General features: G+C 45.7%; 28 protein-coding genes. 8 read left to right on the top strand and 20 right to left on the bottom strand.

Annotated features, from left to right (window positions below):
• Window positions 1-92 precede the first annotated feature (92 nt).
• From E4663_RS15325 to E4663_RS15335, 3 genes are read right to left on the bottom strand one after another with little or no spacing between them, the layout of a single operon-like run.
• Window positions 93-572, bottom strand: coding sequence for a DUF1189 family protein (locus tag E4663_RS15325; protein ID WP_135328276.1), 480 nt, complete (start codon window positions 570-572; stop codon window positions 93-95).
• A 12-nt stretch (window positions 573-584) separates the two neighbouring features.
• Entirely contained in the window at window positions 585-833 is a 249-nt protein-coding gene (locus E4663_RS15330) for a YuzB family protein (protein ID WP_135328277.1), read from the bottom strand.
• 23 nt (window positions 834-856) lie between these two features.
• Window positions 857-1,669, bottom strand: coding sequence for a riboflavin kinase (locus tag E4663_RS15335; RefSeq protein WP_135328278.1), 813 nt, complete (start codon window positions 1,667-1,669; stop codon window positions 857-859).
• 101 nt (window positions 1,670-1,770) lie between these two features.
• Here E4663_RS15335 and E4663_RS15340 point away from each other — a divergent pair, with 101 nt between their 5' ends.
• The gene (locus E4663_RS15340) at window positions 1,771-2,304 is read left to right on the top strand and encodes an HD domain-containing protein (RefSeq protein ID WP_135328279.1); all 534 of its coding nucleotides are present in this window, start codon (window positions 1,771-1,773) and stop codon (window positions 2,302-2,304) included.
• A 22-nt stretch (window positions 2,305-2,326) separates the two neighbouring features.
• On the opposite strand, the gene E4663_RS15345 is transcribed toward E4663_RS15340, so the two are convergent.
• The 3 genes from E4663_RS15345 to E4663_RS15355 form a co-directional block, all read right to left on the bottom strand.
• Window positions 2,327-3,826 (bottom strand): UDP-N-acetylmuramoyl-L-alanyl-D-glutamate--2,6-diaminopimelate ligase, encoded by a 1,500-nt coding sequence (locus E4663_RS15345; protein WP_135328280.1) that lies wholly within the window; start codon window positions 3,824-3,826, stop codon window positions 2,327-2,329.
• Window positions 3,827-4,087: 261 nt separating this feature from the next.
• A complete protein-coding gene (locus E4663_RS15350; RefSeq protein WP_135328281.1) occupies window positions 4,088-6,178 on the bottom strand; it encodes a heavy metal translocating P-type ATPase in 2,091 nt (696 codons plus the stop codon).
• A 17-nt stretch (window positions 6,179-6,195) separates the two neighbouring features.
• Window positions 6,196-6,525: an ArsR/SmtB family transcription factor gene (locus tag E4663_RS15355; RefSeq protein WP_079477277.1), complete on the bottom strand. Its 330-nt coding sequence runs from the start codon at window positions 6,523-6,525 to the stop codon at window positions 6,196-6,198.
• Between the two features lie 217 nt (window positions 6,526-6,742).
• Between E4663_RS15355 and E4663_RS15360 the strand changes: the two genes are divergently transcribed.
• The gene (locus tag E4663_RS15360; protein WP_079477278.1) at window positions 6,743-7,402 is read left to right on the top strand and encodes a type 1 glutamine amidotransferase domain-containing protein; all 660 of its coding nucleotides are present in this window, start codon (window positions 6,743-6,745) and stop codon (window positions 7,400-7,402) included.
• A gap of 48 nt (window positions 7,403-7,450) precedes the next feature.
• On the opposite strand, the gene E4663_RS15365 is transcribed toward E4663_RS15360, so the two are convergent.
• The gene (locus tag E4663_RS15365) at window positions 7,451-7,705 is read right to left on the bottom strand and encodes a hypothetical protein (protein WP_135328282.1); all 255 of its coding nucleotides are present in this window, start codon (window positions 7,703-7,705) and stop codon (window positions 7,451-7,453) included.
• A 229-nt stretch (window positions 7,706-7,934) separates the two neighbouring features.
• Here E4663_RS15365 and E4663_RS15370 point away from each other — a divergent pair, with 229 nt between their 5' ends.
• Window positions 7,935-8,348 (top strand): VOC family protein, encoded by a 414-nt coding sequence (locus E4663_RS15370; RefSeq protein ID WP_135328283.1) that lies wholly within the window; start codon window positions 7,935-7,937, stop codon window positions 8,346-8,348.
• 191 nt (window positions 8,349-8,539) lie between these two features.
• On the opposite strand, the gene E4663_RS15375 is transcribed toward E4663_RS15370, so the two are convergent.
• Both E4663_RS15375 and E4663_RS15380 read right to left on the bottom strand, forming a co-directional pair.
• Window positions 8,540-9,658 carry an NAD(P)/FAD-dependent oxidoreductase gene (locus tag E4663_RS15375; RefSeq protein ID WP_135328284.1) on the bottom strand — a complete coding sequence of 373 codons (1,119 nt, stop codon included), beginning with the start codon at window positions 9,656-9,658 and terminating at the stop codon, window positions 8,540-8,542.
• Between the two features lie 51 nt (window positions 9,659-9,709).
• Entirely contained in the window at window positions 9,710-10,951 is a 1,242-nt protein-coding gene (locus E4663_RS15380; RefSeq protein ID WP_135328285.1) for an MFS transporter, read from the bottom strand.
• 182 nt (window positions 10,952-11,133) lie between these two features.
• Here E4663_RS15380 and E4663_RS15385 point away from each other — a divergent pair, with 182 nt between their 5' ends.
• Complete coding sequence (locus E4663_RS15385) at window positions 11,134-11,667, top strand: ArsR family transcriptional regulator (protein ID WP_135328286.1); 534 nt, start codon at window positions 11,134-11,136, stop codon at window positions 11,665-11,667.
• Window positions 11,668-11,696: 29 nt separating this feature from the next.
• Here the strand turns inward: E4663_RS15385 and E4663_RS15390 are convergent, their stop codons facing one another.
• A complete protein-coding gene (locus E4663_RS15390; RefSeq protein ID WP_079477282.1) occupies window positions 11,697-11,906 on the bottom strand; it encodes a hypothetical protein in 210 nt (69 codons plus the stop codon).
• A 65-nt stretch (window positions 11,907-11,971) separates the two neighbouring features.
• Window positions 11,972-12,349, bottom strand: coding sequence for a carbonic anhydrase (locus E4663_RS15395; protein WP_079477283.1), 378 nt, complete (start codon window positions 12,347-12,349; stop codon window positions 11,972-11,974).
• A gap of 144 nt (window positions 12,350-12,493) precedes the next feature.
• On the opposite strand from E4663_RS15395, the gene E4663_RS15400 reads away from it, so the two are divergent.
• The gene (locus E4663_RS15400; RefSeq protein ID WP_135328287.1) at window positions 12,494-13,420 is read left to right on the top strand and encodes an oxidoreductase; all 927 of its coding nucleotides are present in this window, start codon (window positions 12,494-12,496) and stop codon (window positions 13,418-13,420) included.
• A gap of 60 nt (window positions 13,421-13,480) precedes the next feature.
• Here E4663_RS15400 and E4663_RS15405 read toward each other — a convergent pair whose 3' ends face one another.
• Window positions 13,481-14,515, bottom strand: a complete 1,035-nt coding sequence (locus E4663_RS15405) for a zinc-binding dehydrogenase (protein ID WP_079477285.1) — start codon at window positions 14,513-14,515, stop codon at window positions 13,481-13,483.
• Between the two features lie 195 nt (window positions 14,516-14,710).
• Here E4663_RS15405 and ablB point away from each other — a divergent pair, with 195 nt between their 5' ends.
• Window positions 14,711-15,535 carry a putative beta-lysine N-acetyltransferase gene (gene ablB, locus E4663_RS15410; protein ID WP_135328288.1) on the top strand — a complete coding sequence of 275 codons (825 nt, stop codon included), beginning with the start codon at window positions 14,711-14,713 and terminating at the stop codon, window positions 15,533-15,535.
• A gap of 358 nt (window positions 15,536-15,893) precedes the next feature.
• On the opposite strand, the gene E4663_RS15415 is transcribed toward ablB, so the two are convergent.
• Both E4663_RS15415 and E4663_RS15420 read right to left on the bottom strand, forming a co-directional pair.
• Window positions 15,894-16,448 (bottom strand): GNAT family N-acetyltransferase, encoded by a 555-nt coding sequence (locus tag E4663_RS15415; RefSeq protein WP_135328289.1) that lies wholly within the window; start codon window positions 16,446-16,448, stop codon window positions 15,894-15,896.
• Window positions 16,445-17,353, bottom strand: coding sequence for an MBL fold metallo-hydrolase (locus E4663_RS15420; protein ID WP_135328290.1), 909 nt, complete (start codon window positions 17,351-17,353; stop codon window positions 16,445-16,447). Before E4663_RS15420 ends, E4663_RS15415 begins: the two co-directional genes overlap by 4 nt.
• Before the next feature lie 114 nt (window positions 17,354-17,467).
• Between E4663_RS15420 and E4663_RS15425 the strand changes: the two genes are divergently transcribed.
• Window positions 17,468-17,806 (top strand): hypothetical protein, encoded by a 339-nt coding sequence (locus E4663_RS15425; protein WP_079477289.1) that lies wholly within the window; start codon window positions 17,468-17,470, stop codon window positions 17,804-17,806.
• Window positions 17,807-17,877: 71 nt separating this feature from the next.
• Here E4663_RS15425 and cydC read toward each other — a convergent pair whose 3' ends face one another.
• From cydC to E4663_RS15455, 6 genes are all read right to left on the bottom strand, one after another.
• Window positions 17,878-19,587 (bottom strand): thiol reductant ABC exporter subunit CydC, encoded by a 1,710-nt coding sequence (cydC, locus tag E4663_RS15430; RefSeq protein WP_135328291.1) that lies wholly within the window; start codon window positions 19,585-19,587, stop codon window positions 17,878-17,880.
• Complete coding sequence (gene cydD, locus E4663_RS15435; RefSeq protein WP_135328292.1) at window positions 19,584-21,317, bottom strand: thiol reductant ABC exporter subunit CydD; 1,734 nt, start codon at window positions 21,315-21,317, stop codon at window positions 19,584-19,586. Before cydD ends, cydC begins: the two co-directional genes overlap by 4 nt.
• Before the next feature lie 465 nt (window positions 21,318-21,782).
• Window positions 21,783-22,457, bottom strand: coding sequence for an alpha/beta fold hydrolase (locus E4663_RS15440; RefSeq protein WP_079477293.1), 675 nt, complete (start codon window positions 22,455-22,457; stop codon window positions 21,783-21,785).
• Window positions 22,458-22,468: 11 nt separating this feature from the next.
• Complete coding sequence (locus E4663_RS15445; protein ID WP_079477294.1) at window positions 22,469-22,720, bottom strand: hypothetical protein; 252 nt, start codon at window positions 22,718-22,720, stop codon at window positions 22,469-22,471.
• A gap of 4 nt (window positions 22,721-22,724) precedes the next feature.
• The gene (locus E4663_RS15450; protein ID WP_135328293.1) at window positions 22,725-23,240 is read right to left on the bottom strand and encodes a P-loop NTPase family protein; all 516 of its coding nucleotides are present in this window, start codon (window positions 23,238-23,240) and stop codon (window positions 22,725-22,727) included.
• A complete protein-coding gene (locus E4663_RS15455; RefSeq protein ID WP_277752122.1) occupies window positions 23,237-23,680 on the bottom strand; it encodes an NUDIX hydrolase in 444 nt (147 codons plus the stop codon). The genes E4663_RS15450 and E4663_RS15455 overlap by 4 nt, the downstream gene beginning before the upstream one ends.
• Window positions 23,681-23,810: 130 nt before the next feature.
• Here E4663_RS15455 and E4663_RS15460 point away from each other — a divergent pair, with 130 nt between their 5' ends.
• Entirely contained in the window at window positions 23,811-24,533 is a 723-nt protein-coding gene (locus E4663_RS15460; RefSeq protein WP_079477297.1) for a 3-ketoacyl-ACP reductase, read from the top strand.

Genomic DNA, 24,533 nt, shown 5'->3' on the forward strand with positions numbered 1-24,533 from the left:
TTAAGACTCCCTTTCTTTGTGAGAATACATTGAAATCGTACCACATGTAAGCTTCCAAATGCCGGTATTTTGCTCATTAAGAAAGCACCGACTCACTTCGTCGGTGCCTTCGGATAGATCCGGATCATCCGGAAAATTAAAAAGGTGAAAATCCCTATGAATAATACCGCGCTGATCCAATCAGATACTGCCAAATTTTTCAATAAGACGCTCAAAATCAGCGGTATGGTGGAAGCATAGGCGGACATCTTCCACAACTGCTGGTAGGCGAGTTTCCTTCCCATGACGTTTTTCATCACCATCGCAGCGCCTGCAAAAATCGAAACACCGACGATGATGAGGAATATAATCAATAATGGATAGAAGACAAAGACCTGCGCGAGATAAAGCCCTCTCGAAACTTCCGTCAAATCAGATTCCAAACGGATGATGGTGCCGATCATATCCGGTAGGAACAAAACAGCGAGAAGTAAGAAAAGATAACCAATTGTGTGGGTGATGCCTTTTCGGTTCAAGCGGAACATCGCTTCCTTCTTTGGCAGACGGAAGCTGTTGAGTAGTGAATCGATCATAGCGTACTCCTCTTATTCAGCATAAAATGCTAGTTCTTCTTCGATTTTCGTGCGGATTTTTTCAAGTGCCTCTTCTGATGTCTTACCGAAAACACGGGAACCATTGACGATGGCGTATGGCCTGACTGCGCACATTCCACAGAAGGAGAGGCATTCGTTCATGAGTACGGCCACTTCTGGGTAATCGGACTCGATGATGCTCTCGATATCTAGTTCGGTAATCAAATTACCATCACAAATCTCGACGACGACAATCCCCATGGGACACATACTCCTTTCTATCGTTAAGTTAAGCCTAAAATCTCTCGTGCATACCGTTCATCTTGCTTCATTTGTTCAACAAGTACATCCAACCCTTGAAAGTCGGTTTCGTCCCTCAAATGACGTAGGAATTTCACCGAAACTTGTTTATCATATAAATTGCCGGAGAAGCCCATGATATACGCTTCTACTTTATAAGAATCCCCATTTACTGTAGGACGATATCCAGCACTGATCAACGTATAATAGTAATCCGTATCCACTTGTACCGTTCCTAGATAGACCGCTGGCTTCACTTCGACATATTCCTCAATTTGACCGAGGTTCAATGTAGGAAAACCAAGTTGCCTGCCTAGTTGTTCCCCTTTTTCAACTACACCGGTTATTTCAAAGGGACGCCCTAGCATCGACTGGACCGCTTCCATCTTCCCAGCTGTGACAAGGGTACGGATACGTTCACTCGTAATCGGCTCGCCTTGATGTTTGGCATCAGGTACGACTGTCACCGGAATGTCGGTGTCGCCCACCTGGTCTGCCATCGATTCTGAGACAATCAGACGTTCTGCCTGCAATTCGTCAACCGAAAAAGGTTTGATACAATGATAAAAACGGTCAACTCCGAATTCTGACAGCAACCGGACCTGGTCTTGATAAGAAGTAAGACCGCCAGAACCCGGCCACTGGTAAACCGCTAGTTCGATGTGGTCCGTGACAAAGGTACGAGCCGTGTCCAGGATATGTTGATGACCGAGATGGAGTCCATCGAATGCCCCTATTACGGCGATTTGCGGCCTGTTCGATTGTGGTATTCTCTCTTTCACGTGAATGGTTTCCATCCCTTTCATCCCCTTTAAACGAATTATATCCTTATTCTACACCATGTCCATTGAAGCAACCACCGATCCATTTTTCAACTAATCTGATTGGATGTGAAAAAATGATAGAAAAAGCGAAACAATATGCGACCGAAGCACATCGAGGCCAGAAACGGAAAGGTTCTGATGAAGATTATGTCAGGCACCCGATCCGCGTAGCAAAAACGCTTCAAGAGGCGGGCTTCAACGAAGCAACCGTCTGTGCTGGTTATTTACATGATGTCGTCGAAGATACCGACATCACCCTGGATGACATAGAACAGGAATTCGGGAAGGAAGTAGCTGTTATCGTAGCGGCTCATACGGAGGATAAAGAGAAGTCGTGGCAGGAACGTAAACAGCATACAATCACAGTGGTTAAGGAATCCTCATTGGATATCAAAGCTTTGATTGTAGCGGATAAATTAGACAACTTGCAATCGATCTCCGAAGGACTCTCTACTCAAGGAGACGAGCTGTGGCGCCTATTCAATGCGGGGTATGAACATCAAAAATGGTACTATCAGTCCGTTGCTCAAGCTATGGGAGAAGGCCTCAAATCAGAACCAGCATTTTTCAGAGCGTACTCGAGACTAGTACACCTTACGTTCCACTAAAAAAAGTCTAGAGCCGGACGCTCTAGACTTTGTCATATACAGGTGGATAATAACTGTCGATAATGGCCTCATCAGAATGAGGAATCTCTTCCCCTTTAATGATTTGGGCATTGTTGATGCATCCGCTTGTCAGCAAGATAATATCATTGTCCTGCCCGAGCTCTAAGGACCTGCGGACGCCTTCCTCTCTGGTTAACGTGGTGTGAATGTGGTGGGCATCTGGCTCTCGGAACCCTGTTTTCACTTGCTCAACGATAATTTGCGGATCGTGGTATCCTGGGTGGTCTACAGTGACGACCACTACATCGGCTTTTCCGTCGATGCTCGCTGCCATCTTTGGCATCTTGTTGAAATCGCGAATACCGATGCCTGCAATCATTACAATCAGACGGTTATATTGAAGCTTTTTCACTTCCTCCACTAAACGGTTCAGCGCAACGGGCGTATGCGCATAGTCGAGAATGACCTTCTGATTATAAGGTGTTTGAATGACCTGGAATCTGCCCTCTGGACCTTCCAAACGTGGAAGTACGTCGAGCACCTCTTCGATCGAAAAGCCAAGATGCAGAGCGGTTCCGATGGCAGACAGCACATTCGCCACATTGTATGTGCCATAAACAGGGACATACACACTATAGCTTGTACCTTTATAAATAAGTTCGAAAACCGAACCTTCTTCCATTACGTCAATATGGTTCGCCTGCAAATCAGCGGTTGGGTTACCTTCAATGCTGTAGCTGATCATGGTATCGGAATGTTCCCGGACAAGATCCGCCCCCATACCAGCATCGTCCACGTTTACTACTTGGGCACGCGCCTGTTTGAACAGACGCATTTTGCATTCTTTATAATGCTCGATCGTGTTGTGATATTCTAAATGCTCTTCGGAGAAATTTGTATGGATTGCGACATCAAACTCAATGCCTTCTACCCTTTTTTGATCCAGTGCGATCGATGACACTTCCATTACCGCACCGCGGTCATCTAATTCATATAAATCACGGAAAATATGATGAAGATCTGCCGATTCTGGAGTTGTCGGCGTGCTCTTTTTGTAAGGTAGTTTTTCACTAGAAGACCAAATACCAGTCGTACCGATTGACCCTGTCGGTAAACCAAGTAGTGTAAGCAGGGAACGAACGTAGGCCGTTACAGTCGTCTTTCCATTTGTTCCTGTGACACCGACCATCTTCATTACTTCATCTACACTGCCATAGTAATACTTAGCGAAAGCTGCCATCGCAGCACGAATATTTTCGACTACTAAAAAAGTTTTATCAGGGTGGTCTTTGCTGCAGCTCTCCAGTACGCTGACGTCTGTACCGAAAATGACATTCGCTCCATTAGCCAACGCCTCCTCAAGATACAGATGCCCATCGTACTGCTCCCCTTTGATGGAGAAAAAAGCGGCATTCGGCTCGACTCGTTTCGAATGAAAGGAAAGGCTTGAGACCACTTGTTCATACGGCCCGAAAATATGTGATTGGTTCATCATCTGATGTTGTTTAAAGTTTATTTTCATCGTCTTTTCCTCACTCTTAGTATAGTCTTTATCGTCGTCCAATTTCAGTGAAAGTATGTACGTTTACACGGATGTAACTTTATGTAGTTCGCTTATATCTTACCACTGTAAAAGTTGAAATGTGTCTATACCTTTTCCCCCTGCAAGACTCCACAAAACATCTCGATTCCTAAACAGTACGATAGACCCTAAACTATGACAAAAAAAGGTTATTGAAACAAAAAGAGCGCATCAGTTCCAAAGCACTGATGCGCAATTCAATCAAGCCGTAGTGGGCTTTATATTTGGTTTTCTGTTGCTTTTTTTCCCTTTATACATCAATACCGTTAAACTGATGAGCGTTACAAGAATAGTTGCCCCCATGTCGGATAAGATGGCGACCCAAAGCGTGAGCCAACCTGGAATCGTCAGCAGTAAAGCCGCGAGCTTCAAGCCGAGGGCGAGCCCGATATTCAATTTCACGACAGTATTCACTCGTTTGGCAATTCGAATCGCATAAGGAAGTTTGCCTAAGTGATCCTGCATCAATACGATGTCAGCTGTTTCGATTGCACTGTCAGTTCCTTTACCCATTGCAATCCCTAAGTCTGCTGTCGCAAGTGCAGGTGCATCGTTAATTCCGTCTCCGATCATGGCGAGCGATCTGCCTTTTTTCAATTGCTTCACTTGCTCCACTTTCTCTTCTGGTAAAAGACCTGCGTACACATCAGTCATACCGATCTGGTCCGCTACTTTACGTGCGGTTTGTTCGTGGTCACCTGTCAGCATGATCGTATGCTTCACACCGGCATCATGTAACTGTTGAATCAACGTCCGACTCTCTTCACGAATCTCATCAGCCACTCCGTACATGCCCAGTAGCTCTTTGTCACTCGAGACGAGAACAAGCGTATAGCCTTCTGACCTCATCGTATCAATACCTTCCTGCTGTTCGTCCGTAAGCTCAAGATGGGTAACAGTTTTTTCGCTGCCCATGTAGTAAGCAAAGCCATCAATCACACCAGCCAATCCTTTACCTGGTACAGCCTGCAAGTCGGATGGATCGAACAGCTCTACTTCCTTCTCTTCCACTTCTTTCATGACAGCTCTTGCAATCGGGTGGGAAGAGTTCTTTTCCATCGAGCCGGAAATTTGGTGAAAACGTTCATCATATAGCTTGGTCTGTTGAACCGTCGGCTCTCCTTTTGTAAGCGTCCCTGTTTTATCAAAGGCAATGCTATCCACTTTTCCAAGCTTCTCTAAAAACACCCCGCCTTTGACGAGAATGCCTGCCCGCGCGTTCTTCGTAATACCGGACACGATCGCAATAGGTGAGGACAATATTAAAGCGCATGGACAACCTACGATGAGAACGGCGAGCCCTTGATAGAAGGAGGCACCCCAAGCCGCTCCAAACGAGAGTGGAGGCAGTACCATCACAAGTATAGAGACGACCATAATCAGCGGCGTATAATATTTTGCGAACCGGTTGATGAACAGCTCTGTCGGGGTTTTCATTTCCTGTGCTTCTTCCACGAGGTGAAGGATCTTCGCCAGAGAGGAATCCTCATATGGCTTCGTAATTTGTACTTTCAATAACCCTTCATTGTTAATACTTCCGCCATAAAGCGTGTCACCACTGCTCTTGTCAACGGGAAGTGATTCACCTGTGATAGCCGCTTCGTTCACCGAACTGACGCCCTCCACGACGACTCCGTCGGAAGGAATCTTCTCCCCTGCTTTAACGACAACGATATCTTTCTCTTGAAGCGAATCGATGGATACCGTCTGTTCCACTCCGTCCGCAAGTAGCGTTGCTTGCTTCGGTGCAACGTTCAATAATTTCTCCATGGAGTTTCGCGCCTTCTCCATGCCGAGCCCTTCCAGGTATTCATTCAGTCCGAACAGAATGGCCACCATGGTAGCTTCGCGCCACTCACCGATTGCAACTGCACCTATGAGCGCAATCGTCATCAAGGTGTCGATATTGAATTTCAGTTTGAAGAGGTTCTTAGCCCCTTTTAGGAAGGTTTGATAGCCGCTGATGCCCATGGCGATCAAATACATACCTATCAATATGACATTCGGAACGACAGGAGCGAGAATAAACGTCATTCCGAAAATAAGACTTGATACAATCACGAGCATCTTCATGTTCGGTCCATGAGCATGCTCCTCATCATCGACCAGCGAAGCTCCGTCTGACTTCAAGATATTTCGTACACGCTTCATGTCGACGCCCTCATCCACTACAAGTTTACTGGATGAAAACTTCAATTGAGTCGATTGCCCGTGATCTAACTTCTGCATTTCACTTTCCATTTCTCTTGCGCAATTGGCGCAAGAGAGTCCCTGGAGTTTGTATTCCTTCATCTTTGAATCCCTCTCTCCTAATGGTGAAGAGCGTGGTTGATCGTTTGTTGCAATACATCGATGACGTGTTCATCGTCACTAGAATAGAACAGCGTCGTTCCCGCTCTACGATATTTGACTAAGCGTAAATTTTTCAAAAACCGCAGCTGGTGCGAAACGGTCGACTGCCTTAAATCCAACGTTTCCGCGATTTGATTCACAGACATCTCCTGCTCACACAGCACGTGGAGAATACGAATCCGCGTCGGATCAGAAAGAGCTTTGAACGTTTGGGACACGACAAACAACGTTTCCTCATCTAATTGTTCCATTTCCTGCTTATTTTCTTCTTTAGGGTCTTTTCCCATTCCCTTCACCGCCTTATATGCACATATATTCATATATACACTTAGCGTATGTTCTCTATTCTCTTTTGTCAACGGCACATTGCACATGTTTATACTTTTTTTGTTCGGGGAAAATTCTTAAGTGTCTTCAGGAGATGAGCAAATCAGTTGCTGCAATCTTTTTGAAGTGATTACAATGCCAACGTAGCTTTTCAAATAAAGAGGAGGAGTGTTATAGATGTCTAAGAAAGTATTGATGGTTCTAACCAACCACAAAGAAATCAACGAAGACTTGACTACTGGTGTATGGTTATCTGAATTCGGCGAGGCTTACAATGAGTTCAATAAACAAGGTTATGAAATCACTGTCGCAAGCCCGAAAGGCGGAGAGATCCCTGTCGATCCGAACAGTGTAAGCGAAGATGAACCTCAGGAAATTCTTGATACGAAACCGCACCTTGAAAATACAACACCACTTGTCGACGTATCATCAGAAGACTATGACGCAATCTTCTTACCTGGCGGACACGGTACGATGTTTGACTTCCCAGACGATGAGAAGCTTCAAAAATTATTGCGCGAATTCTATGAAGCAGATAAAACCGTCGCTGCTGTATGCCACGGCCCAGCAGGCCTAGTCGGCGCTACACTATCTAACGGTGAGCCACTGGTGAAAGGCAAGCGAGTAAGTGCCTTCACAGACGCAGAAGAGCGTGAAACGCAGCTTGATTCTGTCATGCCGTTCTTGCTTGAAAGCAAGTTGAATGAACTTGGCGCACAAGTACTAAGCGGCGAGAATTGGGCGACGCATTACGAAGTGGACGGCAACCTGATTACAGGACAAAACCCACAATCCACAGAAGTGGTCGCGAAAGAGGTAGTAAAACAGTTGAATTAATAACAAATGGCCTATCCTTTAAAGGATAGGCTTTTTTTATGAACGGGGTTATTGTTCATTGTGGTGATAGTGATGGTGATGATGAGGATGGTAAACAGCGTCGATAAACTTGCTTAGCAAGTACGCAAACACACCGAAGAAAATTAAAGTAAGTACCAATAACGCAATTAACACCGGTACAATCAAAAAATCTAGAATTACAATAGCAGCAATTGCTACTCCAGCAAGCGAAAATGGAACCGCAAACAGTGCAAAAAATGCAAGCCCCACTCCGATAGTGCTGAACCATTGTTGAGAACTCATATATCTCACCTCCTGCTTACAGAGTATGTAATAAAAGGTTTAAATCTTGTACGATAAACTAGATTGAGGAGAAAAAGGCGCATTATACCTCAGGCTCTATTAAGAGTTGATTCATTCTAGGTAACACATTGTATTCAAGACACTCATTAAATGCTTTTTGGACATCAAATCGCAGACTAGCACCAAACACACTCGTTATGTCATCATACATAAAGAAAGGAGGAAACGAATGAAGAAGGTATTTGATCACACAGGGATTGCTGTTCGCAACATCGAGGAATGCATCCTATTTTATACAGAAGTTTTAGAAGGGAAGGTAATAGATCGCTACCGTAGCGAGGCAGAAGGGGTGGAGAGCGAGATTGCTATCATCGATATCGATGGAGACAGGTTCGAGCTGTTAATGCCAACAAACAACAGCACCTCTCCGATCGCCCGCTTTATTAAGCAGAAAGGGAAAGGTGTCCATCACATCGCCTATCGAGTAGAGGATTTAGATGAGGCAATCGAGGAGCTTGGACAGCAAGGAATACGTACGCTTGAAGGGTCGCGGCGTACGAATAAGCATGGCAGGCGCTTGATCTATTTAAACCCTGCCGATACCGAAGGAACGATCATTGAGTATTGTGATTACAAGGGGTGAGTGTGTGGGTGCTTTGGCTGGGGTTAAAGCACTTTGATTTTTTGTTCCGTCACTTTGATGATGAGTTAGGGTACTTTCCCTTTGTGTTAGGTTACTTTGCTATAACGTTAGGTCGCTTTGAACAAGCGTTAGGTCACCTTCCCACCCCTACCAAAAAAGCCACCAGCTATCTTTCAGTTGGTGGCTTTTCATCATTCTCCAATCGCTTCATTAACATCAAATTCTGCAGGGTCAAGCTCCGTCTCTTTACCAAGAACGAGCCTTGCGAGTTCTGCTCCCAGATATGGACCTGACGTGAGGCCTGATGCGCCGAGTCCGTTAGCGACATATACACCTTCTAATCCTGGCATCGCACCGAAGACAGGTAAAGACCCCGGCGTGAACGGGCGAAAGCCGACACGCGTTTCAACGAACGTACTATCGGCAAGCCCAGGAAAGATCTCTAAAGCTTTGTCTAAAATGTAATGCAATCCTCCAGCGGTCGGACGATTGTCGAAGCCCGCTTCCCGCTCATGCGTAGCACCGATGACAACACGACCGCCTTCGAAGGCGAGAAGATACTGGTTGTTCGGTGGCATGACAACAGGCCAATCTGTCGTTTGTTCGTTCGGCATCTCGAGGTGGACGATTTGCGCTTTCTGCGGCGACACGAGAAACTCGACACCAAGAGGAGTGAACAACTCTTTGGACCAAGCGCCACCCGTGACAAGCACTTCCCCTTCCAACGTCTCGCCGCCTACTTTCACACCTGTAACCGTTTGGTTCTCGTAGGTGAGCTCTGCGTTTCCTTCTACGAAATCAGCGCCGTTCTTCTTCGCTGTACGGAGCAGAGCATCGCGGAGTTTTCGTCCGTTGACGCGTGCGGCCCCACTGACATGGATGGATTCATACCCCTCTGCTACTGCCGGGAAACGCTTCTTCGTCTCTTCGGCGGATAAACGAGTAATCTCTCCTATCTCTGGAGCACCGTCTTCTTTCCGCTTCGTAACGCGTTCCATCGCTTTTTCAAGTTTAGCCTCGTCACGCTGTAGGCTGATCGCACCTACGCGCTTATAACCTGTGTCCGCTTCCCCGGCTTCTTCAAGTTCCGCAATCAATTCCGGGTAGAACTTAGCGCCACCTTTTACAAGACGGTACCACTTTTTATTCCGGCGCTGCGCGAGCCAAGGACAGACGATTCCAGCTGCTGCTTCCGTCGCTTGCCCGATATCCTTTCGGTCGACAATCGTGACGTCCGCGCCTTCTATTGCTAGATGATAAGCTGTTGATGCGCCGAGAATACCGGCACCGACTACAATATATTTTCCCACGTGAAACACCTTTTCTGCATAGTTATTGTGTCATCATTGTACATGGTCTTCTTAAGCAGAGGCAAACTCTCGCTGATCCTGGTCGACCTTAAGTGCCTGATAGTATGCAGTTAGAGGGAACAACAGACTGACGAAAAGGAGCAGCAAACCACCGCACATAACGGTAGCCATACCGCCGATCATAGAAGCCAGCCATCCACCAATCAGCACCCCTCCGAGAAAGCTCCCGTTGATGACACCTGCAACCAATCCAGAGATTCTCCCAAGCACCTCTTGTGGAACAGCCTGCATGGCCAAACTGCTCAGCGGAACATTCAAACAGGTGTTGAGCAATCCGATGAAGCCCATCCAGACATAGAGTGGCACAACCGGAATCGTCTGATGAATGAGGTAGACCGGAGCAATCCCGACACTAACAACGCCTGTCACTCCTATGACGGAAAGGAGCAGTCGGTTGGTATTCACTTTTTTCATTAAGTACGGCACAATCAACGCACCAAGCACTCCAAATATCCCTTCTGTCGACTCCAACATCCCGAAATGAAGCTCCGGTACATCAAACAAGTTCAGCACTACGTCATACACGACCGCTCCTACAATACTCATGACTAACGCTGTCACGACCACTAACACTATGTATCCTTTGAGGAAATCTTCCTTTTTGACCATTCTTAGTCCATCCAATAACGATTGCAGATAACTCTCCTTTTCCTCTTGCACTCCCTTTTTACTACTTGGAATTTGAAGTCTAATAATTAACAAGGCGGAAAGTAAAAACGTCGCTGCATCCAACGCAAAAATCCAGGAAACCTCTTCTAGTAAAAGTATCCCTCCTCCAATTGATGGTGCGAGTATATTCATCGTCATGAAAGTGGACTGCGACAGTCCTACTGCTTTCGGGATCTGTTCTTCTTCAATCAGTGATGGAATAGAGGCTGTTTTAGCAGGTTCGAAAAAGACCGTACCAATCCCTTGAAAGAATACTAAGATGACAAGCGCGGATACCGAATGGTGAAACGGAATCATTAACAGAAGAATGGCTAAACGGTAGAAGTCTGAACCCACCATGATCCATTTTCTCGGGAAACGATCTACTAAGGGACCAGCGAACACTCCTAATAAAACGGTTGGAATATACCATGCCATCAATACAAAACTGAAGACAGCGGGATTAGAAGACAGTTGGGAAACTAAGTAAATGACCACAATATGCGTTACACCGTCCCCCAACTCTGACACGACTTGTGCACACCAGAGCTTGAAATAAGCCGGATTCCGCAATAAATCCAACATTTTACGACCTCCATTAAAATAAATTTTATCGTTAAAACAATTAAACACGATATACTTTTATTGTAAAGAGGTGGAAATGAAGGAGAATGCATCGAACGTCTTCATATCAAGCATTTCTGTCATTAAAATTTTTTTGAACGGTAAAACATATTTTGTTAAACTAGATTCAAGAGGTGTTGAACGTGATAAACAATTTAGAAATAGCTAAAGCATTATTTGACCCAAAGTTAAGAGGGCTCATCAAGACGGTAGAAAAAGATTCGAAGACCGTAAAAGAGATGGCAGTAGAGATTGAAGAAAAACCTTCCAGACTTTACTACCCCATTCAAAAGTTACTGAAATTAGGGTTGTTAAAAGTAGAACGAGAAGTGATGGTTAATAACCTGAAGGAAAAATACTATACATCCCAACACTTAAACGATGAGGACTTTCAAATTGAAGGGCAATTCGCCCAAGAGAACCGTGAATTTTTACTCGCTCAAGTGATGACATACCTTCAAACAGGACTAGATATTTTGCGCAGCGATTTGGAAGTGGATCCTGAACCGGAACACTCGAATGCCAGGTTCGGAGAAGTGAAAGCTGCCTTGTCCCAACAGGAGTGGGAGGAATTAAACGAAGAGATTCACGAGTTGATCAAAGCCAAAGAGCAAAAGTCCAGCGGTGGCTCCACTTACAGCTTCAACGTTCTCTCGTATAATACCGAAGAACAATAGAGCGTAATCACATAAAAAAAGGACGCCCATTACAGGCGTCCGGTTACATATTGATAGCACTTTTCTAACGTACTGACACAATCATGCGTTTGATCGTCTTCTATTTCATAGAGATCGAACTCATTCTTCCGAATCGTGAATGTGTCTATGTAGACGACTTCCTGAAGATCGAGTTTCTGTAATTCCGCATAGAGCGGATCACTTTCTTTTCTCCCATCGAACCAGCTGGTCTGTTCCACATTCGCCACCTCACGATTAGTATTCTACTTGTGAGTATTCGACCTCCTCTATGAAAATCCTTCTTTTATTTCGTTACGACTTCCACTTCCCAGTCTCCATTTACATAAAGACCGATGACATCAATGCCGTAATCCCAACTGCGAACGACTTCGACAGCTTCTTTGATTTCTTCCCATTTCTTCTCGCGAGGAACAGGATTCCCCGCACAGCCTTCGTGCCCGACGACTGCAAGCGTTTTGGATCCGTGCGCATCGACAGAGACTTGGACTTTGGCTTGGATCGCTTGGATTTGCTGATCTGTTCCCTCAAGGACGACTTTGTTTGGTCCTGCTTCTGTAATCATATCCACGTAAGGTACATCGTATTGTTCCTGCATCCAGTGAATGACAGGCAGTTGGACCCGCCCGTCCATGCAGTTAATAGAAGTTACAAATTCTGACATAACAATTCCTCCTCTAACTTTTAAGATTATTCTACCACAAATGGACACTAGGTCAGCACATCTACTATTCACATCTTTTTACAAACAGAGGAAAGAAGCCGTAGTATAAGATGTAGAACGATAAAATCGAGAGGATGGTTTTTGATGAGTCAACGAGAATGGTCATTGATTGATATCCCTTCCCTAGAAGGAAAAGTCGTTGTCGTTACAGGCGGAAACGGCGGCCTCGGGTACGAGGCAGTGAACGTATTTGCTAAAAGAGGTGCAAAAGTGATTCTAGCTTCGAGATCCGTGGAACGTGGACAGGAAGCGCACGCTAAACTGACTAACGAAACACCTAGCGCCGATGTGGAAGTCATGGAACTCGACCTCGGGGACCTAGAGTCCGTACACAACTTCGCTCATGCCTTCCAACAGAAATACGACCGTCTGGACATTCTATTGAATAACGCCGGCGTCATGACGACCCCATATGGAACAACGAAAGACGGGTTCGAACAACAGCTAGGAATCAACCATCTAGGCCACTTTGCGCTGACTGGTCTGCTTTTCGACACCATTAAGAAGACTCCTGATGCACGCATCGTAAACATCAGCAGTAACGCCCACCGCCAAGGGGAAATCGATTTCGATAACTTGATGTTCGAAGGCGGCAATGGATATACACCGATGAAAGCCTATGCTCAGTCTAAACTTGCCAACCTTCTGTTCACCTATCAATTGCAAAGAAAAATTGAGGAAGCTGGACTTTCTGTCAAAGTCGAGGCTGCTCACCCAGGTATTGCGAATACGAACCTTACTCGCCATATCGAAGACAAGCCACTCTTCAAAGTCGTCGGTCCCCTGCTCGGCTTTATGACGCAGGACTCCTTCAACGGAGCGCTTCCAGGCATCCGTGCTGCAACCGATTCGTCTGTTGCAGGTGGCGAGTACTTCGGTCCTTCAGGATTCCAAGAGTTCAAGGGAGATCCAGTAGTAGTCGAGCCGATTACGAAAGCGTACGATGTAATGGATGCGGACTTACTCTGGAAAAAATCCGAAGAGCTGACAGGGGTTACTTTCAACGTGTAATCTTCTATTTAGAACAATATAAAAAAGGATCAGAGCCTCCTTGAGCCCTGATCCTTTTCTTTATGGGAGAAGAACAACCTTCCCTAATGTCTTACCATCTTTGAAGTATTTCTGTGCTTCCCGAGCTTCTTCAAGAGGGAATGTTTTATCGATAATCGGTTTCACTTTCCCTTCGCTGACCGCTTCCATCAGCTTACGGAAATCTTCACGTGTTCCGAGGACAGAACCCAGTAACGCGATATGTTTTAAGTACATAGTTCTGAAGTCAAGCTCTGTAATCTGTCCACCTGATGAGCCGGATGTGCAGAACTTGCCGCCTTTTTTCAATACGTTCAAGGAGATATTAAAGAGGGCATCCCCGACAACATCGAGTACCGCATCAATCGGTCCATCGTTAACATCGAGAATCTCTTGCTCTAACGAGTCAGAGCGGTAGGATAAGACGTGGGTCGCTCCTAGTTCTTTCATTCTTTCTTCTAAAGCAAGGTCACCAACGATAGCGATGACGTTCGCTCCGAAAACGCGGGAGGCAATCTGAACGTTCAATGATCCAACCCCGCCATTCGCACCAGTCACCATGACTGTTTGCCCCGGCTTCAAGTCAAGCTGCTCAACCATATGCCAACCGGTCAATCCACTAACAGAGAAAACGGCACTCTCTTCATAAGACGACAGCGCCATCGGGTAACAAAGGTGCGCCGGCCAGACGACGTACTCAGCGTAACCCCCGTCAAATTCTGATCCGATAAAACTCATGTCATCCGCAATGTGCACATCCTCTGGATCGCCGCTCGCTGTCAAAGGAAAGACGACGACCTGCTCTCCAATACGGGAGGAATCAACGTCTGATCCGACTTCTACAATATCACCTGTGATATCTGATCCTGGTGTTCTTGGAAATTGAACCCCTTCAGGTTTCCAACCGGATTCCTCTCCCGCACCGTACGCGCCTTCTCTCATCCAGATTTCTGTATTGTTGATGGCACACGCCTTGACGCGAATCAAAACTTCATTTTCCTTTGGTGTCGGCTTTTCCACCTCATTCACTTGGAGTTGGTCAAAGCCTCCATAGCCCATAACTTGTGCTGCTTTCATGTTGCATCCTCCTTCATTAGTTGATTAGTATGAGTATTCCCTTAAGAAAAAGGCGTAACCCACTATCTCGAAAACAACCATCTTGATTCTAAGAAAAATCAGAGATAATGTCGAACAATTTAACTAGGAACAAGCCCGCGGTGTACGTTAAAATGAATGTGGTTGTGATTAACAAAACAAGGAGAGAGAGCATTCATGGTATTGAATACCCAAGCGCTTATGGAGAAAGATTATTTTCATGTTGAACCGATTAGTCAGCGAATCAAATTGTACGAGCTCCCTGAAAACATGGGGCAAGAACAGATGAAACATCTAGAGGAAATCGCAGCTGAACGGGAATGTGATAAGATTATCGCCTACGTAAGAGCGGGTGAAGAAACGATAGTCGAGAGCCTCTCTTTTCATCTGGAAGCGGAGGTCAAAGGGCTTCTTAATGGGGAAGACGCGAAAGTTTACGCTAAATTTTTGAATCCAGAGCGTAACCAGCCTGACCCTGAAAATGTGATCCATCGTGTTCAGGAGATGGATATTAAGCCGAAAACGCTTTACTCATTGCCAGAAGACTATTCCATGGTATGGGGAACAAAGCATCATGCAGAAGAGATGGCCGATTTTTACGGTACGGTTTTTGATACGTATCCTACTCCAATTGATGATCCGGATTACATTAAACAAATGATGGATGATCACGTGCACTTTTCTCTTATTTATTATAACGACCAACTCGTAAGTGCCTGCTCAGCCGACATATTCACCGATTTGAATGCGGCTGAATTCACAGATTGTGCGACATCTCCCCATCATCGTGGCAAAGGACTGTTATCCCATCAGTACCCGATGTTGGAAACTAAAATGAAAGAGCTTGGTATTCAGACGATGTTCACTTACACCCGAGCGATTTCTATGGGGATGAACATTGTAACAGCCCAGCACGGCTTTACTTTCGGAGGATGTATGGTACAGAACAGCATGATCGGTACGGGCATCGAAGATATGAATATGTGGTACAAAAAACTATAAAAGATTTATAACTTAGAATAAAATATTTCATCACCACAACCCCCGAACTATTCGTTCGGGGGTTGTTTATGAACCACACATATGCCGCTCCGACAACATACTTCGCTCCTTGTGGTTTATTCTATTTAATTGTTCTTTTTCACGGTGGAAGATACCGTTTTGTCGCAACCCCTTTTTATTGTTGAGTACAAATTAGTAAAGGTGTTGGAGAAATGGGTAGACTCCTACGGGAGCATAGTACAGTCTGAGACCCCGCAGCGACCGAAAGGGAGAGAGGAGGCTCAAGCGAGCCCGTGGAAGCGAACCATTTCTCCAACACCGACCCTCTCTATTCAAAAGAACCGACAGGCTACTATCTTTATTTAGTAAAACAAGACATCATGATGAGATTATCATAGCTGCCATTCCGATACTTGACAGCTTTGCTCTGTCGCCCCTCTACTTTGAAGCCTGCTTTCTCATATAATGCCATAGCCGGTTTGTTCTTTGAGAACACTTCCAGAGAAACCTTCTCAATCAAATCATGTGCCTTCGCCCATTTCATTAATTGCTCCAGCAAAGCCTTACCGATTCCCATCCCCCTGAAATCCTCCTTCACACTCATACCGAAGCTCCCTGTATGTTGGTTTCTTATCTTACGGCCATTATGGAAATCAAGGAAACCGACCACTTGTCCATCGCATTCTGCCAATATCGCCACCTTACCTTCTGCCATCCATAAACTGTCCAGGAATTCTGTCTGAATCTCTTTTGTTAGATGAAACTCCTCTTTCGTCGTCAGTAAAAAAGAAGCCGTTCGGATGACGGATTGGGTAAGTGCAAGCACCTGTTCTGCATCTTCAGGGCGGGCCGTTCGAATGGTGATTGACACCTTATTTTTCAAGTGGTAGTTCTGTGCTTCGATCTTGCTCATGCTCGCACTTTCTGGAGGTAATCGACAAGCCCCATCGCACACACTTTCATGTCCAACTTCAACAGCTGGTAGACGGAGTGTGTATCCGGAACACCGCAACTTCTCAAATGTTCTGAGACACGCTTCATTAGTCTCTCTTCAATGGCTCGGACACTGCTACCATTCTTTGCTTCTTCCACAAACACAGGAATCCACCGGCTCACTTCCGCCAAAGCCACCTCTGGCTCATCGCAAGTCCCGTAATGTCCGAAATAAAGATAGTCGCACTTCATGTCACTGAATCGGTCAATGGACTGCTGCATCGCTTCTGGATCGAATTGATTCGGGGAAGTTGTCGGTAAATAAAAAGTAACCCCACAATCCTCTGTTTGGTGGTAACGAATCCCCGCTGTATCACCAGTGAACAGTCCATTCGTCTTCGAGTCATGGATTGCGATATGGTGCTTGGCATGGCCAGGAGTGTCGTAGAAAGTTAACGTCCTGTCCGCGCCGATTTCCAGCGCATCGCCTTCTGACACAGCTACTAATCTCTCTTCAGGTATCGGCAGAATCGGCGCAAATAAATCATCAAACTGTTCTCCATAAACAGCCCTTGCCCCTTTTTCCAAACGAGATGGGTCCGCTAAGTGGCGAAGACCTTTCGGATGTACGTAAATGGTAGCGTTCGGACATTCTTTCAATAACAGCCCAGCCCCACCCGCATGATCCAAATGAATGTGGGTCAACACGATGCGTTCCACTTCCTCGGTCTTGATGCCTAACTCAGATAAACCTTTCTTAATGTGCTGAACCGAGGGGCTTGGTCCAGTCTCAATGAGAGTAGTCGTTTCCTCTTGCAACACATATGTACCGGTTCTGCCTGCAAAGCCCATATCATACCCATCAATTAAACGTACTGACTTCATATCGATTTCCTCCTTTCTTCCATTTTACTAAATATTCAAACAAATAGGTACCACTAGTCTTTTGTCACGAAAAAGGAACTGGGTGAATATCATGATTTTGAGGAGTTGGTGATTATGACAGAAGAACGCAATACCGAGAGTCAAGGAATCACAAACCCGTCTCACAGCCAATGTGTGGAGCATAAAAACTATTATGTCTTCATTCAACTAAATGACGGTCGTCAGGTTGATGGAATCATTACTGACGTGAAGAACGGGAACTTGGAAATGTTGGTCAGCGAGACCGTCGAGCAAAACGAACAGCGGCAGTTCGGACGCTTCGGATACCGCCGCTTCCGTCCAGGAATCTTCCCGATTGCGGCTCTTTCAACGCTTGCATTGGTACCATTCTTAAGACCGTACCCTTATTATGCCCCTTATCCTTACTACGGTCCTTATCCGTACTACTACTGATGCCTGTACAGATCTTATCTCAAATAAAAACCACCTCCCATGCCAAATGCATGAAAGGTGGTCTCTTTTTTTTATCCGAATACTTGTTTCTCAATTTGTTTCATCTGGTAGAAGTATCCTTGTTTCTCCATTAATTCCTTATACGTTCCTTTCTCTACCACCAAGCCTTGTTCCATCACAATAATTTGATCCATTGTTTCAAGTCCCGTTAAACGGTGACTGATCAAGATAAGTGTGTCGTTTTCAGCTTGTTCGAACAGGTGCTGGTATATTGCTTCTTCCGTCAAAGCATCAATAGAGGAAGTTGGCTCATCAAGCAGCCATAACCTTTCTCTACGCAGTAACACCCTGGCAATGGCAAGTCGTTGCTTCTCTCCACCAGACAAGTTCTCCCCTCGCTCGAAGACCTCATCTTCCAGCGTGAAAGAATCCAACTGGGCTTTTTGGAGCGCCTCTTTCATTTCTTCATCAGAAAGCTCCTCTTTGGCGATCGCCAAGTTATCACGGACCGTTCCATAGAAGAAATGATTATCCTGCAAAACGACATTCGCATTCGACCAGACTTGTTCTTCTTCTATTTCATCAAGTGGTTGGCCACCCATGTGAACGGTTCCCCGGGTAGGTTGCTGAACCTTGAGCAGCAACTGCATCAACGTAGACTTTCCAGACCCACTCGGTCCGACAACAGCCGTCTTCGTCCCAGGGGCAAGATCGATAGATACGTTTTTCAACGATTGCCTGTGCTCGCCATCGTACTGAAACGTTATATCGTTGAATTCAATGCCATACGGAGCATTCCCAGTGAGCCTCTCACTTCCTTGATCTTGAGACACTTCATCGACGATAGTGAACAAACGCTTCGAGGCGCGGCGACTGTCATCTAAATGACTTGGCAGAACGGCCATCGGTGCCGCATTCTCAAACACCGTCAAACTGATCATTACGAGCATCGCAAGAAAGAGACCGTTCAAATCCCCTTCGCCGACTAGATAAGCACCGAGTCCTGTCACGACCCAGGACACGATCAGGGTAGCGAACGTATTGACGGACTGACTGTACACCCTTTGCTTCCCTTCCCGCTCCTGTTCACGGATGTAGGTACTCGCAGAGGCTGAAAGGTCTTCTTCCTTCCCCTCTAGTTGTTGGTAGATCTTCAAATCGCGGAATCCGTATAAGAATTCCGTAACATCCGTCGATAGCTCCCCCCGCGCCTCTCGAACACGGTTCTCAATCCGTCGCTGGCGCAATGCAAACAGAAACGGAATGACGAATCCAGTTAAAATGAGTCCCACTAGCAGGACTAATGCAACCGACAACGAGAAAATCGTCGTAAACACAATCGTTGCAAGGAAGATGACCACCATCACAACGGGAGGGTAATAGACGCGGAGGAAGAAATTTTGCAGACTTTCCACATCACCGACGATTCTCGCGAGCAAATCCCCGCTCCTATACTTCTGAAACAGCCGTGGAGCGTGCGGCTCGATTTTTTTATAAAATGCGAGACGAATATTGCTGAGCATAGTGAACGTCGCCCGGTGTGAGAAATAACGTTCCGCATATCGACCTAATGCTCGAGCGAACCCGAATAGTTTCAAAAACGCTATTAACACAGTCAAAGCGTACAACGGAGGGACAAGCGCTGCACGAGAAATCAAATACCCACTCGAACCGAACAATCCGACCGCAGCAATTCCAGCTAGAAAACCGAAAAAGATCGACAATAAAATATCTTTTTTTTCAACGGTAATGATTTTCACAATAGACGTTAGTTCCTTCATGCTGAATCGCCTCCTTGCTGAACACGGATCATATCTCGATAAGATCCATTCGTCTGGACTAATTCTTCATGCGTACCAGCGGCTATCAGGTTCCCTTGTTCCAGAAGGAGGATCTGGTCTGCTTGACGGATCGTGTGTAAACGGTGTGCCACCGTGATTACCGTCGATGTCTTAGACAACTCCTCTATCGATGCCTGCAAAATCTGCTCCGTTCTCAAATCGAGACCTGTCGTCGGTTCATCAAATAACAGAACAGAAGGTCTTTTCAAAAACGCCCGTGCGATAGCCAGTCGTTGTTTCTCCCCACCAGACAACCCTCGTCCTGCTTCTCCTACAGGTGTGTCATATCCAGCTTCTAATGTGGCGATCAAATCATCAATGCCAGCCTGTTTCGCTGCCTGTTCAATTTCTTCGCGCGTATGATTCCCCCTGCCACCGATGGCAATGTTATCAGCGATGGTTCCAGAAAATATATACGGGTGCTGGGAGATGTAGCTAAGCTGATTGAACCATTCCTGTTCTTGATAAGACTTAAGAGAATGGCCATTCACAGAAATTACTCCATCATCAGGCTTCATCAATCCAGCCAGTATATTCAAAAGCGTCGACTTCCCAGATCCGCTTCTACCTACAATCGCAACGTTCTTATTGGAGGCTATATGGGCATCCATGGGTCCAAGCTTAAAGCTCTGCCCGTCTTGATAAGAAAACGTCACACCGTCCAATGCCACTTCAGGAGGCACATCGCTATCGATTGTCTCGTCCCCCCACTCTAATGCCTGATCTTCTTTCTCCAACTCCGCTTGTAACTGATTGGCGGCACCAGAACTGCCTCGACCCGTGTGGAAAGCACTTCCGAATTCCTTCAGCGTCAAATAGAATTCAGGTGCTAAGACGAGAATGAAGAAAGCTGAAAAGAATGGAATACTCTCATAAACGACGAGACGTATTGCAATCTCGAGCGCAATGATTCCGATGCTCAACATAGAGATGAACTCAAGCATCAGCGAGGAGGTGAAGGCTACCTTCAATACTTCCATCGTCGAATCCCGGAAACCGAGACTGCTTTGTTCTATGACATCACGCTGCTTCTTGGAACGTCCAAACAGTTTGAGTGTAGTAAGTCCCTGCAGTGTATCGAGGAAACGGCCGGAGAACGCAGACAATTGTTCCATCTGCTCTTCCGATTTTTTCTTAGTCATCACACCAACAAGTGCCATGAAGAATGGAATAAACGGTGCTGTTATGACCATGATCACACCAGAAGCCACGTGCTGCGTGAATACAACAATTAGAATCATGATCGGCACTATTGCTGTTGAAATCATCTGTGGAATATACTGACTGAAGTAGCCATCCACCTCATCCACTGAGTCTAGCAGCACACTTACTTTACGTCCCGACTGCCCTTGAAGGGAAGCCTGTACCGGGTTCCGGGAAAATTTATTTAAAATACGTTTACGGAATTCACTCTTTGCATATGCCGCCATCGTCACGCCTGTCCTTCCGTGAAGCCACGTGAAAACGGCTCTTCCGGCAAGGACCGCAAGCAACCCAAAAAGAAGCGGCACAATCTCTTGGAACGACTGGTCATCGAGAAACATACGTTTAACGATCGCTACGAAAAAGTAAGACTGCCCAATAATGGTAGCCCCAATTAAGATCGAAGCAACTATTAATATATAAATCGATTTTCTCTGGCCGAATGCCATCCGACTGAGATGCCTCATATCATCATTACTCCTCATTCGTTTTGTGAATTAATTCACATATTAATTCTATTATAATAGATACCGAGTAGGATTTCTAAGATTTGAAACCGAGATTCTGTGACAATTTAGTTTCATTTTTACCTATATACCCGGCCTGCATACAAGTCAAAGGGATAGAGGACGTTGAACATGCAAAAAAAGCCTGCTTGGAAGGCAGGCTTTCAATCGATCTATCTTATTTTGTCATCCGCTTATATCTCGATTCCATCATGATCCAGGACGCTATACTAAAAATCACCCCAAACACCAAAGCATCAATTATAGTGTGAAGAACTGGTTCAGGATCTGAAAAAAGAACATTCAAAAGCACTGTAAAAACGAAATACAAAGGACAGGCCATAAGCATTCCGTTGACTAAGAAGTAACGCAGCATCCCTTTCTTTCGAATGTCCTCCCACCATAGGAGCGACTTTGTCCGTCTATTCATGTACTAAGCCAGTCCTCTAGCACTGTATTGAAGATATTAGGCTTGTCCATATTGGGCGTATGACCCGCTTCAGGCACCAAAGACACTCTAAATCTTTCATTCGCCTCTTTCAGCTTAACGGCCGCCTGCACTTCATGTAGTTGTTGATCGCCATTCAATAATAAAAGCGGTACATTTATTGCCGAGAGCTGTTCTGCAGTTACTTCAGGATAGTCGTACGTCATCATATGCAACACTCTATGTACTGTTTTCAACCACTTTTCTCCATGTAACTGTTTAAAGTGTGACGCTACCTCCGGATCTTCCTCCTCGATATTAATAAATGTTTTGTATTGTTCTTCCATTAAAGGTCGCATACTTTCAGGGACAGACGGAGCATAACCTGTAAGTATGACTCCTTTGACAAGCTCTGGATGATTCATCGCCGTATGAATAGCTAGAGACGCACCCAGTGAGAGCCCTAACACGTAACCTGCCCCTTGACCTCGTATCCTTTCTTCCAACCAATTTAAAGTATAAGTAAAGTAATCTTCCGCAGACTCTTCTTCTTTTCCATGACCAGGTAAATCAACCGCAATCACTTCAAAGTCTGATTCGAAATATTTGATCTGGTTTTGGAAATGCTCTTCCCCGGTCCCCATAAAACCGTGTAACATGTATAGTTTCTCCATACCCTCCACTCCTAACGTTGATGAATTACCTTTTGTGCTTCCGATTGATGCTCTTTCTTAACGTACACTTTGAACTGGACTGTAAGATCGCTGTAAGCCGCTCCCGTCTCCCGTGGTGAAGAATAACTAGCGGTTCTAAACGGGATGCCCGCTGCCTGCAGATTCGCTGCAGCACGAGTGTATCCTTTCAAGTCAAATGTAGAGTAAACAAGTGATTTCTTATTCGACAGCAGATACTTCAGTCCATTGATTGCCGGGTTCACATACTCATCCTTTCTGATCTTCTAAAAATGCCTGGACGTCCCTTCGACTCCTAAGCAAAATAATCTCTTTCGTCACGTCTTCTTGTTGAATTGCTCTGAATCGCTCGCGCATCCGCTTTTTTCTTCTGTAGTAAGTCGTCACAATGAACTTCAGGAAGTCAAACTCCATCCGCTCTGTGCAGCCGATGTCTTCTCGTATCTGGCCTCGGTGTCTCCACCAACGCTTGAAGACTCGCAACAAACAAGTGAGGAGGGGCAATTCAATATAAATAATAGTGTCGGCACGCGAGGTGCGAATCTTATAGGTCCCCGAATAGTTTCCATCGATGATCCAACTTTCCTCACTTACCATTTCCCTTTGTTTCTCTTCAAACTCTTCTTCTGTTGCCTGCACCCATCCTGGCTTCCAAAAATACCGGTCCAAATGGTAAGCCTCGATTCCAAGAATATCCCCTAATTGTCTCGCGAGCGTCGACTTTCCGGCGCCGGGAGAAACACTCATTACCATAATCCTCTTCATGTATTCACCGCTTCCAAAACCAGTTTTGCCCGTTCATCCAGCGGAGAAGGCAGAGCGTCGATTGAGAAGAAGCGGAGCGCTTCACTCTCAGCATTAGAAACAGATAGCTTTCCCTTTGTTTGGTCAGCACGAAAAACGGCAATGACGTTGTACACCTCATCGCCATTCGGATATTGGAAATAGAATTCTTCCCCCGAAAGCGTCCCAAGAAGGGTGAATTCACTTGCTTGAAGTCCTGTCTCTTCCCATAACTCACGTCCCGCTGTTTCTTCTAAACTCTCCCCAGGCTCCATTGCACCTCCGGGAAGTCCCCACTCTTCCGTATCGGAACGAAGCTGGAACAGCACTCGTTCCTGTTCATCATGCACCAAAACGGTCGATCCCACGATGATTAACGGGCGAGTGCCTATCTTAGACCGGATCTCTTGTATGTATTCCATTCTCTCCTCCCCTTCCATTTTCAGTATCCTTTTCCTATCGTAACCTAATTGAGATTTTTTTCAATCATGCCTTCTAGTTGATTCTCCTCTCTGACCTAACTAGACTGAATAGTAGAAAGGATGATTCATAATGGGACAGAACATTCAAGGTAAAATCGCTTATATTACAGGTGCCGGACGTGGAATCGGGAAGGCTACCGCACTGGAATTTGCTCGTGAAGGGATTCATGTCGGACTGATCGCACGAACAGAAAGCCACTTGCAAGAGGTTGCAGAAGAAGTACGCAGCCTTGGGGTAAAAGCAGAGACGGCAGCTGTAGACGTATCGGATATGGAAGCAGTGAATGAAGCTATTCAACAGCTAGAAGAGAAATTAGGGAAAGCCGATATTTTGATCAATAACGCTGGAATCGGCTTATACGGAACGATGCTCGAAGCAGATCCAGAAGAGTGGAAGCGTACATTCGAGGTCAATGTCTTCGGTATGTATCACGTAACACGAGCTGTGCTTCCGCATATGGTGGAAAAAGACCGCGGCGACATCATCAACATTTCTTCTAGTAACGGATTGAAAGCAACAGCTGGAAGTACTGCTTACAGTGGTTCCAAATTTGCGGTTCAAGGCATGACCGAAGCCCTCATGCAGGAAGTCCGCCGCAACAACATTCGTGTCCAAACGCTCAACCCGAGCTTAGTCGCGACCGAACTTGCTTTTGGCGATCAACTGGATGAGTCCAACGAGGACAAATACATGCAGCCAGAGGATATGGCGGAATACATGGTAAGTCTATTGAAATTGAATCAACGAATCTTCATCAAACAATCGCTTCAATGGGCAACGAACCCATTCTAA

The organism is Halobacillus salinus (assembly GCF_004684905.1).
Classification (GTDB): Bacteria; Bacillota; Bacilli; order Bacillales; family Halobacillaceae; genus Halobacillus; species Halobacillus salinus.